This is a genomic window from Bradyrhizobium sp. CCBAU 53340 (genome assembly GCF_015291645.1).
Lineage (GTDB): Bacteria > Pseudomonadota > Alphaproteobacteria > Rhizobiales > Xanthobacteraceae > Bradyrhizobium.
Window position 1 is genome coordinate 1,664,100 of record NZ_CP030055.1, and the last position, 14,333, is coordinate 1,678,432.

The following is a 14,333-nucleotide window of genomic DNA, read 5'->3' on the forward strand; positions in this document are numbered from 1 at the left end:
CTCCGCTCGGCAGATGTTTCGACCAATTAAAGCTCTCTCCTCGGAACCAACTGCATCGGCAGCCCCTTTTCGGGGCGTAACGTAACGCGCTGAACGGGCCAGACCTCGGCGTGCGGCAGCAGCCGCATTTCGAAGCGGCGGGTCAAGACAGCAAGAACGATTGCAGCTTCCTGCAGAGCAAAGGACGAACCGATACAAGTCCGAGGCCCGATCCCGAAGGGCAGATAGGCAAAACGTGAAATTCCGCCGCGATTCTCCGGTAAGAAACGTGAGGGGTCGAATGCATCGGGGTGGCTCCACAGCGCGCGGTGTCGATGAAGAACATACGGCGCTATCACGATCAGGGAGCCTGGCTTGACCGGCATATCACCCAGCACGTCAGCCTCCACCGCAGCCCGGCTGAGTGCGGCGATCGGTGGGTAGAGGCGGAGCGCTTCTTCTATGACTGCCTTTGTCACGACCAGCCGGTCGACGAGGTCGTCCCCCGGCTTCGATAATTCCCGCTCGGCCTCCTCCAGGACTCGCGAGCGCCAATCGGGCACCTGCGAAAGCAAGAATATCGACCAAGCAAGCGTGTTGGCCGTGGTCTCATGCCCCGCCGAAAGAAAGGTGAGGATGTTCGAGCGAACCTCCATCCGTGAGAGCTGCCGTCCGGTCGAAGGATCCAGCGAACGCAACAGCAAGGTCAAAAGATCGTCCGGCTCATCGTTTGCGGCGGCGGCCGCAAGCCTTTGGACTCTCCGATGGATGATCGTATCGATCACCCCTTCGAAATAAATCATCGTGCGGCGCAAGCGGCGATGACCAGGGCGTGGCACGAATTTGGGTACACCGAGCAGGTCCAGCGCCCCGATGCGGCCGATCGTGCTGAAATACGCATTCATCGCCAGGCGAAATTCCTCGAAGTCGCCGCCGATGCCGTCGGAGAAGATGGTAAGTGCGAGCACGTTCAAGGTGACCAAGGCCATCTCGGCGGCGACGTCTACGACGGCGCCGTCTCCTAGTCCTGTCCATCGCGCGGCGAGTTCATTCGCAGCCGCTATCATCGCCGTCGCGAAAGAGCTGACGGTTCGGCGAGCGAATACAGGGGCCAGTATTCGTCGTTGAAGCTCCCAACGCTCTCCTTCGACGCTCAGCAAACCATCGGACAGTCCGGATGCGAGAATGCGGCGTTGGATCGTATCTTTCCGATAGTTCTTCGCATTGTCCATCAGCACGCGCTTGATGGCCTGCGGATGGTGAACCAGAAATGCATCGACGAACGGCAGGCGAATTTTGGCTATTGGCTCTTGAAAAAAATCCGCACTCCAGCATTCAAGCGGGCTTCGCCTCAGTTTGATCAATAGCTCGAGAAATCCCAACCGGCTTGGCGGAGGGCGCGGGGCAGGTGGGCAATAATACAATTCGTCGCGGCGCAACATCAGCATGGGCCCGGAAAAAACGACCCAAAATTGAACCTTACCGGAACGGGAATAAGTGGCAATTGGTTCCCTTCCCCATCGATCAGGCGCTCATCTCCGTTCCGCCCTTTGCGACGGATCGCAATCTCAATTCGGTCTCATGCAGCAATGTTCTGATTTTCGCTCTGGTAACAAGCGGCGGTCGAGGTAAGCACGCCCCCGAGTCCGGTTCGCCGCCGATAGCCGACGCCCTGGTGGCCTCAGGCTTGCCAAGCCACAACTCGACTGTCCCATGATGTTCAGTACTCCCGGCGCTCTAATCCGCAATTGGATCGGCAGCCGGGAGCATTGGTGGGGCTGGTAAGACAAGCGATGTCATGTTCGCTCTTGAGTGACAACCCCCAAAACTTCAAACTCCGGTAGTTGTACGGAATCCATTTTCGGAACGGGGTGTTCTACAAAAAGAACACCGGAGAGATTTGAAAACCGATTATTACTTTATCCGGGATTGCCGCAGTCGGGGCTGGAACCACGCTGCGGCTTTTCCTGTTAGGCAAGTTCACTACAGCTACAGACACGTTCCTCAGCCGCAGCTTCAGCTGTGTCCGCTGCGGACCTCGACACGGACATGGACCGCGCTCTGCCCGGTCGCCCATGCGCTCGGGCGTCACTAGACTTAGAGCCAATTGGCGTAGGCGCGAACGTCGATCATCGGCACAGTTGTCATCGTCTGTCGCCTTGCGATCAGTTCGAACAGAAACGCGGCGGCCGCTGGTCGCCTTCTCGTCATGGGCATCGACCAGCTCCTGGACATGGGGCGAACCATCACCAACGTCATCGGCAACGGCATTGCCAGCCGCCGTGGCCAGGTGGGAAGACAAGCGTGGACTGATTGAAGAGAGATCGTCAGAGGAGGCGGTGTCGGCAGTGGCCGTCGCCGCTGCCTAAAGCGCGATGACGATTCATCCTGATCTCATCGCGCTTGAGGGCGCGTACTCATAAATCTACGATGTCCGCTCATACCCCAACAGCGGCGCAAAAGCGGACATTGTCCGAGATCCGAGAGGGGCCAGAAGCGACAAAGCTGTTCAAACATCTCATCGGCCCGTACGAGTACAGAACACGACATCTGTAGAGCGGAGACAGACATTCCACTTGTGGTTTATGACCAGCTGGATATCCTCGATGCGGCCAAAAAGGGGTTCTTTGCGTAACCCGCATTTTGCTTAAGTCTTTCCTTTTGTGTTGCTCACGAGCTCCGCGCCCGCGCAAAGCTGCCCCTTCGGATAGCGATAGCCAATCCCAGGAGTGAACGCACGATGCAAAACAAATACCTATGTTTGGTCCTCGCGATGCTTGGCCCCACGCTCGCGTGGCTTTCGCCCAATGCTGCTTCGGCGTTCGAAGATGTCAATATGGGGACAACAATCACGGTCGAGGGCGGACATATTGTGGCGCATTGGGCCACAACGGGCTTCGATCACTACAATATCCGCTGGTCGGCGAATGGCGGGCGCGAAACGCAAGTCGAGCGCGATGGTGACAAGACCTTTGTTTACCTGACCCCTTACCAGTCTGGCGTCGTCTATTCGATTTCCGTTCAAGGCTGCGAGAAGAACTTTGCGAGCAGCTCGAAATGCACGAGCTGGGAGGCAGCATCATGCGGCAACCCGCGCAGTCCATGCGCTGGCCCGATTCCGCTGCCGATCAAAAGCCGCGGCGGGCTCTGCCTCGACGTCGATGCGCCGAACCAGCATGTGAATGGAGCGCGCGTGCAGGTGTGGACCTGCAACGGCTCGGACCAGCAACTCTGGACGATCAATGGCGGGCGCATCGTCAGCCTTGCCGGAAAGTGCCTCGATGCAAATCTGGCGGAGATCCACAACAACGGCGGCAAAATACAGGTTTGGGATTGCAATAATAGCGCGCAGCAGAACTGGCGGCAGGAAGGGCTGGAACTGCGCAATGGTGGCGGCAAGTGTCTCGACGTCAATGCACCGATGCTGCATCAGGATGGCGGCATCGTGCAGCTTTGGGACTGCAACCACACGATCCAGCAAAGCTGGAGCCAACCGGGGTTGTTGTAGAACCGTATCTGCGGCCGGGCGACCAGAGCAAGGCCCCGGGATATGTCCCGGGGGTCAGGTAGGCGATCGCATATGGCAATTTGCGCGAGCTGAGTGCACGCCTCGTCCTACGAGACGACCGCGGAGCCTGTCATCGGGCCGCGCTTTGCGCGGACCCGGTGGCGGTCTTCTCAGGATGAGGCTAAGCAGCATCGGTGCTCGTCAAAAAATGGGGCCGCACACTCCGTCCTCATCCTGAGACGCCCGCCGACGGCGGGCGTCTCGAAGGATGGCCGCAGGGGAGTCTCTCCTAGATGCGATTGCCCCAGGGGGCCCCGGGGCTCAGCGCCAGCCGCGCCGGCGGGCGATGACGTCCTGGAGTGATCATGACGCGATCGCCCGCTCTACGCTCAACGTTTCGGGGTGCGGCCGCGGATGTGGTCAAAGCCTTGCTTGATTGCGGCGAAGCGTGCTTCGACGAACGGCTCGAATTCGGTGTCGGTTAAGATATACGGCCAGTCGTTCTCGACGCCTTCGCGGACGAGTTCACCGACATAAAGGGGATCGATGCCCTGAGAGACGCGTTCCCGGATCATGTTGATCTGCTCGGCACGCGGGCCCGACGTCGGCGGGGCAGGGATCGCCCCCTCGAAGCGCTTGGGGAGGTTGCGTCCTGAGTTCATGATCTGAGTGCGGATGAACCCGGGACACAGCACGGATACGCCGATGCCGCGCGGGGCGAGTTCAAGCCGCAGGCCCTCAGACAGCGCAACCACACCATATTTTGAAACGTTGTATGCATTGCTCGCCCCTGAAATCAGGCCGGCGATCGAGGCTGTGGAGACGATATGTCCACCCTCGCCATGCTGCTCGATCAACGGCCCGAAGATCTCGATCCCCCAAATGGTCGCCATCAGGTTGACGCCCAGGGTCCAATTCCACGACGCCTCGGTCCAGGCGCCATAGGGCCCGCCGCCGCCGACGCCCGCATTGTTGACCAGGATATGCACCTTGCCATAGCGGGCGGTCGTGGCTTCAGCGGCCGCCACGAGTTCGGCTTTGATTGAGACGTCGGCTTTCACGCCCTCGACATCGACGTTGGTGAGCCTCAGTTGCTTGAGCGCCGCGGACAGGGCCTCTTCTTCAATATCGCAAAGCATGACTTTCGCCCCCGCCTGGGCGAAAGCGGTCGCGATCCCCAGGCCAATGCCTGACGCTGCACCGGTTACGAACGCCGTCTTTCCAGCGAGTTCTTTCACGCGCATTCTCCTTCGGCCAGCCGAGACTCTTGCACCAAAACGTCAGGTTGTACCCGGCCGGCATATGATCGTACTTTCAAGCGATTTGGAAGCCTGCCGGATGTCCGCGTCTGGCCCTCGCGTCAATTTGCTGGGCCGACAAGGGTGGCCACTATCGGAAGCGCGGCGGACGTGGTCAATTCATGAGCACACGTCCCATTTCCTATTTGTCGCTCTACGGTGACAGCGCACTCAATTGACCCACTTGGCAAACGCGGGCCCAAGCTGTTCGCCGAGTAGGACGATTGACTATGCGAGTTCCAGCACATCGGCCACCGGACGGCGCGGCTTCTGCGGCCAGTTTCCCGCACGCACCGGCCCCATGGACAACAGCATGACCGGCACTTCGTCCTCGGCCAGTCCGAACTCGCGGTGCACTGCTTCGGCATCGAAACCGATCATCGGCGTCGAACCCAGGCCCAGCGAGTGGGCCGCGTAGATCATCGCCGCCGCGCCGAAGGTGCCGGAGCGTACTGCTTCGTCGCGTTGGCGCTGTGGGTGCTCCATATACAGATCGCGTGCGGGAATTTCCCAATCCGGCACCATCTTCGCCGGCATAATGCCCGCTTCCACCAACGGTGCCAGGCGCTCTGGTATTACGCTGGTATCGGCCAACTGGCCGCAGACGATAAAGGTAACGGCTGCTTCGGTGATCGCGGGCTGATCCCAGGCAAGCGGACGCAACCGAGCCTTGGCTTCAGGCGTGCGTACCGCGATGAAGCGCCAGTTCTGCAGGTGGAAGGACGTCGGCGCGGTGGTGCCGATTCGCACCAACTCGCGGATTTGGTCGTCGCTCAAGGTGGCAGCGGGATCGTAGTACTTGGCGGCGCTGCGGCTCAGGATGGATTCGACGACTGCATTGGTCATGGTGATTCCGTCGCTCGTGGGGATTCCGTCGGCCATGGTGATTCCTGTGGGTGAAGGGATAGGTCGAAGTACGGGCGTGTTTTCATTGCATGGGTGCGAGCCAGCCGGCTGCGTGGATCAAAGGGGCGTGCCTCGCTCAGGGACGAACGCGGATGATCGTCTTCCCACTGATCCGCTTGGTCGGATTGAGAGCGGCGACGGCATCGTCGAGGATCGCCACGGTGCCGATATTCGTCCGCAGTCGTCCGTCACGCACCCGCTGGACGATCTCACTCAGCTGGGCGCGATCAGACTCGACGACGAAGTCGACTGCCAGGCCGTCGGCGGGCCGCGCCTCGCATGGCCCAACGACGCACACCAGCGCTCCTCCGGCTCGAACCAGCCGCGCGGATCGCTTCCCGATGTCGCCGCCGATAAGATCGAACACCAAATCGACGCCGCCGACGTCTTCCAAAGCGTCGTTCTCGAGGTCGACGAATTCCTGCGCGCCGAAGTCGAGCGCCTTCTGACGGTCGGCGGCGCGTCCGGTGCCGATGAGGTAGGCGCCGGACTCGCGTGCGAGCTGGATCACCATCGAACCGACTGCGCCAGCCGCGCCGTGCACCAGGACGCTCTGCCCCGCCCGAAGGCGGCCGTGCTGGAACAGTCCCTGCCATGCGGTGAGGCCCGAGATTGGCAGACTCGCGCCCACCGTGAAGTCGACGTCGCCCGGGAGCGGCGCGAGGTTGCGTGCCTCTATGGCCACATACTCCGCCAGGGTGCCGTCGCGATACCAGTCGGCGAGGCCGAACACTCGCTGTCCCACCGACAGCCCCGTCGTTCCGTAGCCGAGAGCGGTGACAACTCCGGCGAGCTCGTGCCCAGGGATCGACGGCGTTCGATCCCGGTCGAGGCGATCGGTCCAGGTCGAGGGCCACTCCAGCTCAGTCCCGACGAATCCCGACGCATGAACCTGAACGACGACGTCGTTGATCGCTGCCTGCGGCTTGGGCCGCTCCGCCAGCTTCATCCCGGCCTTTCCCGCAGCCTGGTTCGTTACCACAATTGCCTTCATGGTCATTCTCCTCGGTCAATTGTCGCTTTGGCGGAAGCAAGCGGCCTTCAGGCGCTTACGGTCTGCATCTGTATCGCATCAGGCTTCTGCAGGCAGAGCACCACCAACAGCGCCCCGCCGTTTGCCCAGTAATACCAGGCATCGAGACCGGCAAAGCCGAGGACAAACGGCACCGTCACGAAGATGATGCCGACGAGAGCATCAACCGCGACATGAAATGAGAACGGGATAATCCGGACGACGCCCGTCCTGTGATTGGTAAAGAACGTCAGAATGACCGCTGCCACGCCGGTGGCGACCGCGATCCATTTTGCCGAAGGATTTGAACCGCCGAGTCCGAGCACGAAGGGCAAGGCGATCAAGCTCGCGGCAACAGGATAGTCCAGGTAAGCGTGCATCGTCCTGGTGACGAACCTGGGATCGAAGCGGGTCGAGGGATGGGTGGCTTGCTGAGTAACTTGCACGATCGACTCCTTGGTTTGAGTGGCGCTGTTCGCAACGCAACTCACCTAGGATCGCGCAGGAGGCTGGAGCAAGACACGCGAAGAAAGTACGGACTGTCTGCAAGACAGTTGGGACGATGTGCAAATCTATGACGATTCAAGATCACGACTATCGGTCGGAGGAATTCCAAAACGTTGGGAAAATGCACGCGCAAAGGCGGCCGCCGACTGGTATCCGGCCTGAGCTGCAACTTCCTTCACGCTTGCTTTGGAGCTGCTGAGCCTGGCCAAAGCCTTCTGCAATCTCCATTCCGTGACATAAGCCATGGGCGCAACACCGACGAGTTCCGTAAACCGCTCCGCGAAGCGGCTTCTCGACATGCCGCTTGCTTTTGCGAGAGTTTCGACCGTCCATTGATCGCCAGGCGTTTTGTGCACCAGTTCAAGAGAGCGACCGATATGACGATCCGTCATCGCGGTCATGACGTTGGCCAGGGGCGGATGACGTTCGACGCTTGCCCGCACAGCCTCGATAAAGAAAACTTCCGACAGACGCGCGATCGAAGCGGCGGCACCGACCTCGTCACTCAGTGCTCGCCGCGCAACCAGGCGCAGTGACTCGTCAAGCAGCGGGTAGCGATCGCGGTCGGCCTGGGTTATCACGATAACCTCGGGCAATGCGCCAAGCAGCGGATGATCGGCGCCTTGCGAAAAGCCCAGATGACCACAGACCATTTGCGTCGTGGCTTGAGGGTCACTCTTGCCAATCACAAACGCGCCCCTGCCGTCGTAACCCGATTCCTGGATCACGCGTTCCAGCGGTGCCGGCGCCCGGCCGAAACGATCGGCAAGGACGTGGCCCCGACCACGGGGAATCAATACGACATCGCCCGCTTCAAGAACGATATTGCTGCCGGACGGGAGGCTCACATGGCAGCGCCCCTGGATCACAAAATGGAACCGGGCGGCCTGCTCATATTCTGGAACGGTAATGGCCCAGGGCGGCGAATAGTCAGTCCGGAAGTAAAGCGTTCCTTTGAGCCTGATGGTCTCGAAGACATCACTCAAAATGTCGAACATACGGGCCATCTCGTCCAGCTACAGACCCCGCGCCCGCGTTGCATGATAGCAGACTTCGCCTCGCATGTCGCCGACGGGTCAAAGGCTGCCTTCGGCGGCTCCGGCGTGGCTTTCCGCTCGGGCCCTCGGAAGCGGACCGTGGAAGGCCAGGTGGTGAGGTCAGCCCCGGACCATGAGCCGCTATGAGCAATCGCAACGACCAAACACCACTCGCGTGGACCCGGACCGCACTCGGTGCGCTTGATACTCTTACGGCAAACTCTGCAAAACCTGTTGAAACGTTCGGAGTGCTTCGCTTTGACGCGGCGTTCCTTCGTCCTTTCTGCACACTCCCTCGAGTGCTCCCTTGATGCCGCCGCTCACGCAGTCGAGTTCGTGCTCGCCCAGAACCTCGCTCTTCGCGTTGATTGCATCAGTCACCACGTGTCTCCTTTGGTTGGCGCGATCATCCGACGCTGATGCGACGACATTTGTCATCACCGCTCTCGCCGGTATGTGACAGCCATCACAGAATGTCTTATTTAAACGCGGTGCTCGCCCATAAGCAGCAGACCTCAGCCGCAGCTTTAGCTGTGTCGCTACGGACCTCGCTCGGACATGGACCGCGCGTGCCGCCCGGTCAGGTCGGCTATCGGTCAAAATCAGCAATACTCTGATTGATCCGAAAATCTCTCTTAGGCCGCAAAAGCCGACGTCTGCGTCTTTATGAGTATGCGCCCGAGCCGGCTCATTCCCAAAGGCGCTATGCGCCTCGCTTGAAAGCCTCGGCAGATGGCCATGGCCCGATTTTGGCTCGGGTCGCGCGAAGCACAGCCGTAGCATTTCACCCCGGTCTTTGATGCAAGACGCGACTAGCCGATGCAAATTTCGCATAACATTTCGCCTGTGGCGTTGCGCTCGGCGTCCTCAGTGAAAGTCCTCGTCAAGCTTTCGATTGCAAGCTTCAGCATTCATTGCAGCGACAAGGGATTTCGCATGAAGAAGATCAAGATCGCGTGGCGGCTCGGCATGCTCACGCTCGGCAGCGTGCTCGCGATGATGGTTCTCGTTGGCGTGTCCCTGGTCCAGCTGCGCGATCAGATGGAGGCCGAAAGGACGCGGGCGCTGCGCGGCGCCGTGGACGCGGTCGCATCGCAGATCGCGGCCTATCAGCAGGATGTGCAGTCAGGCCACATGAGCCGCGACGACATGATTGCGAAGATCAGGGAGATCGTCGCGAAGTCGCGCTATGACGGCGGCAATTACTTCTTTGTCTACGATTGGGACGGGCTCAATCTCGCCGATGGCGGCACGCCTGAAAATGTCGGGAAGAACCTGATCGACAAGGGCGATGTCAACGGACACCTGTTCCGGCGCGAGATCGTCGAGCTTGCACATAGCGTCGGTACCGGAACCGTCACCTACTACTTTCCCCGCAGCGGCCAGCCGGAGCCGCTGCGCAAAAGGGCCTTCGTCAGGGCGCTTCCGGACCTGAAATTGATGGTCATCAGCGGCATGTATGTCGACGATCTCGACGCCTCGTTCAGGGGCGCGGCGCTGCGGCTCGGCGGTCTCGCCCTGCTGGTCGTGCTCATGAGCGTGGCGTTTGCGGTTCTGATCGCGGGAACGATCTCCCGGCCGCTGCGTCGCCTCGAGGGCCGTCTGCGCGAGATCGTAGCGGGTGAGATCGAGGGAGACATTCCAGGGTTGGACCGCCGGGACGAGATTGGCGCAATGGCCGCGGCGGTCGCCGTCTTGCGTGATCATTCGGCCGATCGATTGTCGCTCCAGGCCTCGCAGGCGAAGCTCAAGATGCAGGCGGAAAACGAGCTGAAAGACGTTCTTGCGCGGGCGACCTCGTCCTTCGAGGAAACGGTCGTCGGCTCGGTGGACGAGGTCGTTGCGGTGGCCGGTCATATTGCCGACGCGATCCAGGAGCTGGAGCGGTTCAACGCCGACAATTTGTTGTGCAGCCGTACGGCGTCGACGTCCGCAGGCGACATCGCCGGCAGCGTGCAGACCATGGCCGCCGGGGTCGAGCAACTCGATGCCTCCACCCGCAACATCAATGGTCGCGCCCAGGAAGCGAGCCAGGTGGCCGATATCGCCAGCAACCGCGCGACACAGGCCGGATTGATGGTCGAGAGCATGGTGCAAGCCGCGACAAGAATAGGAAGCGTCGTGGAATTGATCAGCGATATCGCCGGCCAGACCAACCTGCTGGCGCTCAATGCGACCATCGAGGCCGCCAGGGCAGGTGAAGCGGGGCGGGGATTCGCGGTGGTGGCCGCGGAGGTCAAGACGCTTGCGACGCAGACCGCGCGGGCGACGGAGGACATTTCCTCCCAGGTGCTCGGCATCCAGTCGGCGACGCAGGCGGCGGCCGGCGAGATCGCCGCGATCGTTGATGTCATCAGGGATATCAGGGAGCAGAGCGCGACCATTGCCAAAGAGGTTCAGGAACAGAGCGGCGCCACCAGCGACATCAATCGCGCGGCGAGGTGTGCCGCGGAAGGGGCCGAGCATCTGCAGAAATCGGTCGAGGACGTTTGTTCGAAGGCCGTCGTGGGTCAGTCGATTGCGCAAGGCGCGGGCACCCGCGCAGAGGCGCTGCGAAGCAGATTCGGCGATTTGAACGACGCGGCGCTGGGATTCGTGCGGCGGCTCCAGGCTCTCCAGTCGGCGGCGTAGAATTTCGCCAACCGCGCACCGGCCGATGATGTCATTCTACCGGTGTCTTGCCCGACGGAGCAAGCTGATTCGGTAAAAGCGAATAACGCGAGCTTTTTCAGCTCCCTCCTCTACTGTGCATGGGGTTGTTTTCAAGTTTCACCTTGAACCGGCCGTGAGAGACGGGAACCCGCTCCACCTCCCGCAAGTTCTATCCCTGTGGTCCGGCAACTTGCCGGATCGCCAACGGGGGAAGACACCTGCATGCAGTGGAGCCTGCTCCGACCGGTCGGCCTCGTCCCTGCGGCGCTCGTCCTCACCACTATGGCCGCCAGCGCCGAAGGCGGCAAATCGGCCGGCCCTTCCGAATTCCTGCTGGTGGCGCAGATCGTGCTGCTGATCGCGGTGGGGCGCGGCCTCGGCGAGCTCATGCAGCGGATCGGCCAGCCCTCGGTGATCGGCGAACTGCTTGCCGGCATCCTGCTCGGGCCGTCGCTGTTCGGCTGGCTCTGGCCCGAGGCGCAAGCCGCGATCTTCCCGAAAACACCCGAGCAGAAGGCGATGCTCGACGGCATCGCGCAGTTCGGCATCCTGCTGCTGCTGTTGCTCACCGGCATGGAGACCGACCTCAAGCTGGTCAGGAGGATCGGCAAGGCCGCGATCGCGATCTCGATCGCCGGCATCCTGGTGCCCTTCGCCTGCGGCTTTGTGCTCGGCGAATTCCTGCCCGATGCGCTGTTGCCCAAGCAGGAGCAGCGGCTGGTGGCGTCGTTGTTCATGGGCACGGCGCTGTCGATCTCCTCGGTGAAGATCGTCGCCGTGGTCGTGCGCGAGATGAACTTCATGCGCCGCAATGTCGGCCAGATCATCGTCGCGACGGCCGTGATCGACGACACCATCGGCTGGATCATCATCGCCGTCATCTTCAGCCTCGCCTCGCAGGGCGCGCTGGATCTCGCCTCGGTGGCGCAGGCGCTGGTGGGCACGTTAGCCTTCCTTGCGGTCAGCTTCACCATCGGCCGCCGCCTGGTGTTCCAGCTCATTCGTTGGGCCAATGACAACCTCGTCAGCGCGGCGGCTGTCATCACGGTGATCCTGCTGTTGATGGGCGTCATGGCGCTGATCACCCATGCGATCGGCGTCCACACCGTGCTCGGCGCCTTCGTCGCCGGCATCCTGGTCGGGGAGTCCCCGATCCTGACCCGGCAGATCGACGAGCGCTTGCGGGGGCTGATCTCGAGCTTCTTCATGCCGGTGTTTTTCGGCCTTGCTGGTCTCAGCACCGATCTGTCAGTGCTGCGCGATCCGAGCCTTCTGATGCTTACGGCCCTGCTCGTCGTGATCGCCAGCGTTGGCAAGTTCGGCGGCGCCTTTGTCGGCGGCACGATCGGCGGGCTGAGCACGCGGGAATCTCTGGCGCTGGCGAGCGGCATGAATGCGCGCGGCTCGACCGAGGTCATCATCGCCACCATCGGCCTTTCTATCGGCGTGCTCAGCCAGGTCATGTTCACGATGATTGTGACCATGGCGATCGTGACCACGATGGCGATGCCGCCGATGCTGCGCGCGGCGCTGGCAAGGCTGCCGATGAACCAGGAGGAGAAGGAGCGGCTGGAGCGTGAGGAATTCGAGAAGCGCGGCTTCGTCGCCAATCTCGAACGCCCCTTGCTGGCCGTGGACGAAAGCGTCAACGCGACCTTTGCTTCCCACCTCATCGGCCTGATCGCCGGCATGCGCGGCCTGCCGATCACAGTGCTGCACATCGGCAAGCGCGCCGGGGAGCAGGAGAAGATCCGCGACGAGGAAGAGAGCCACGAAGCCGTCGTGAAGAAAGCGGCCGAGACCGTCTCCGCCAATGGTGACGGTGAGGTCGGCAGCGTCGATGTCGTTACCCGCGCCAGGCGCGCCGAGCTCGGCGAGACCATCGCTGAGGAGGCGCGCAAGGGTTTTGATCTGCTCGTCGTCGGCGTCGACAGGGCCGCCGCCGCCAAGGATCGTTTCGACCAGAGGATCGAGGATATCGCCGCAAAGTTCGAGGGACCGCTCGCGATCGTGGCGGCCAAGGGCAAGCATCTGAAGCAGCCGATGCCGGACGGACTGAACATCCTCGTTCCGGTCTCCGGCAGCGGTGTCTCCAAGCGCGGCGCCGAGGTCGCGGTGGCGCTGACGCAGGCCGGGTCAGGCTCGCTGCGCGTGATCTATGTGGCAACGACGCGGGACAAGGGCGCACAGCGCGGCGCCTCCCGCGGCCTCGGTCAGGAAGCAGGCATCCTGAAGGACGCCAGCGATCTCGCCGCCCGCTACGACGTCGACATCACCACCACGCTGCGTGTGAACCGGGCGCCGGAGGCTGCGATCCTGCGCGAGATCGACACCACCGACGTCGATCTCGTGGTCATGGGCGTCGACCGCATCCAGGCCGATCATCTCTCTTTCGGCGGCGTCGCCGATGCCGTGCTCAGGCAGTCGAAGGTCTCGGTGCTCCTGGTGTCGAGCGGCGAGGCGCGTCAGGCGCCCGCGGAAAAGGCCTAGCAGGCAACAGCCCCATCGGCTCCGAGCATCGGGCCCGACGACCGCGACCGGAGACGGCGCGGTCACTCCCGCCGATTCGCTAACTTCGCCTTCTCGCGGATCTCTGCCAGCGTCGGAAGCGGCTCTTCGCGCGTGCCGATCCGCTCCGCCTGCACGCCGCGAACCTTGGCGGCTTTGAGTGCGGCCAGCAGCTTGTCGGTGACGAAGATCGATGCGGGATGCCACCTCGGACGCCAGATCTGCGTATCGCCTATCGCCGCGAGGTCGACGTGCTTCGGGCCCATCATGCGATTGATGTAGCCCTCACGCAGCCAGTATTCCTCCGCGCTCATCGGGTCGCTGCGCTTTTGATGCAGCGTTTTCTCGACTTCTTTTGGATCCGGCGGCTGCATTCGCATCGCGGCGTAGTCGAAACAGTCAATGCGCTTGAGCAAGTTGCATAAGTGCCATTCGCCCGGCACTGTTGCGCCGTCCTCCCACTGCAGGGTGAAGGGACGGAATTCGCTCTCCCCGGGGGCGTCCCGCTCCAGCACCGATTTCATTCCGGCGCTGACCACCGGCGTGTCAGCACCAGTCAAGATCAATGCCGGAATCTGCTTGCGCGGCTTGCAGAGCAGGCGTGCCTCGGTGGGAAGAGGCTTGTCGTACCAGCGCTCGACCGCCGCGAAATCGACCGACGCCGTCAGCGCCACGTTCCAGCCGGCCACGTCCATCACCACCCGCGTGCCGAATGGCCATGCTGGCGTGATCTCGTAAACCCGTGGGGGCGCTTTCGCCATCGCCGATACGCTCCTAGACCGCGGCAGGCATAGTGGCCTGCAACACCGGCAGCCCTTTGACACAACATGAGACAACGTGGTGGAACGGCTGAGCGGTCGAAGGGATGTGGCCCGGCGCAGCGTCGAGCACCAACGCGTATGGCGCGTTCTGGTTCGCCTTCCAGA

At 61.9% G+C, this 14,333-nt stretch carries 10 protein-coding genes and 1 pseudogene; 3 read left to right on the forward strand and 8 right to left on the reverse strand.

Annotated elements, in window-relative coordinates:
* Positions 1-26: 26 nt before the first annotated feature.
* A complete protein-coding gene (locus XH89_RS07805; RefSeq protein WP_246767761.1) occupies positions 27-1,421 on the reverse strand; it encodes a cytochrome P450 in 1,395 nt (464 codons plus the stop codon).
* Positions 1,422-2,719: 1,298 nt separating this feature from the next.
* Here XH89_RS07805 and XH89_RS07810 point away from each other — a divergent pair.
* A complete protein-coding gene (locus XH89_RS07810; protein ID WP_194466513.1) occupies positions 2,720-3,487 on the forward strand; it encodes an RICIN domain-containing protein in 768 nt (255 codons plus the stop codon).
* A gap of 389 nt (positions 3,488-3,876) precedes the next feature.
* On the opposite strand, the gene XH89_RS07815 is transcribed toward XH89_RS07810, so the two are convergent.
* From XH89_RS07815 to XH89_RS07840, 6 genes are all read right to left on the reverse strand, one after another.
* Positions 3,877-4,725, reverse strand: a complete 849-nt coding sequence (locus tag XH89_RS07815) for an SDR family NAD(P)-dependent oxidoreductase (protein WP_194466514.1) — start codon at positions 4,723-4,725, stop codon at positions 3,877-3,879.
* Between the two features lie 288 nt (positions 4,726-5,013).
* Positions 5,014-5,667 carry a nitroreductase family protein gene (locus tag XH89_RS07820; RefSeq protein WP_246767762.1) on the reverse strand — a complete coding sequence of 218 codons (654 nt, stop codon included), beginning with the start codon at positions 5,665-5,667 and terminating at the stop codon, positions 5,014-5,016.
* Between the two features lie 100 nt (positions 5,668-5,767).
* Positions 5,768-6,685 (reverse strand): NADP-dependent oxidoreductase, encoded by a 918-nt coding sequence (locus XH89_RS07825; protein WP_194466515.1) that lies wholly within the window; start codon positions 6,683-6,685, stop codon positions 5,768-5,770.
* Between the two features lie 47 nt (positions 6,686-6,732).
* Positions 6,733-7,149 carry a hypothetical protein gene (locus tag XH89_RS07830; RefSeq protein ID WP_210345240.1) on the reverse strand — a complete coding sequence of 139 codons (417 nt, stop codon included), beginning with the start codon at positions 7,147-7,149 and terminating at the stop codon, positions 6,733-6,735.
* A 126-nt stretch (positions 7,150-7,275) separates the two neighbouring features.
* Positions 7,276-8,208 carry an AraC family transcriptional regulator gene (locus XH89_RS07835; protein WP_194466516.1) on the reverse strand — a complete coding sequence of 311 codons (933 nt, stop codon included), beginning with the start codon at positions 8,206-8,208 and terminating at the stop codon, positions 7,276-7,278.
* A gap of 249 nt (positions 8,209-8,457) precedes the next feature.
* Positions 8,458-8,685, reverse strand: a complete 228-nt coding sequence (locus tag XH89_RS07840) for a hypothetical protein (RefSeq protein WP_194466517.1) — start codon at positions 8,683-8,685, stop codon at positions 8,458-8,460.
* A gap of 657 nt (positions 8,686-9,342) precedes the next feature.
* On the opposite strand from XH89_RS07840, the pseudogene XH89_RS07845 reads away from it, so the two are divergent.
* Positions 9,343-10,878 (forward strand): annotated as a pseudogene (locus XH89_RS07845) (methyl-accepting chemotaxis protein); the annotation flags it as partial.
* A gap of 243 nt (positions 10,879-11,121) precedes the next feature.
* Entirely contained in the window at positions 11,122-13,389 is a 2,268-nt protein-coding gene (locus XH89_RS07850; RefSeq protein ID WP_194466519.1) for a cation:proton antiporter, read from the forward strand.
* Positions 13,390-13,451: 62 nt separating this feature from the next.
* Here the strand turns inward: XH89_RS07850 and XH89_RS07855 are convergent, their stop codons facing one another.
* Positions 13,452-14,168: an imm11 family protein gene (locus tag XH89_RS07855; RefSeq protein WP_194466520.1), complete on the reverse strand. Its 717-nt coding sequence runs from the start codon at positions 14,166-14,168 to the stop codon at positions 13,452-13,454.
* Positions 14,169-14,333 lie beyond the last annotated feature (165 nt).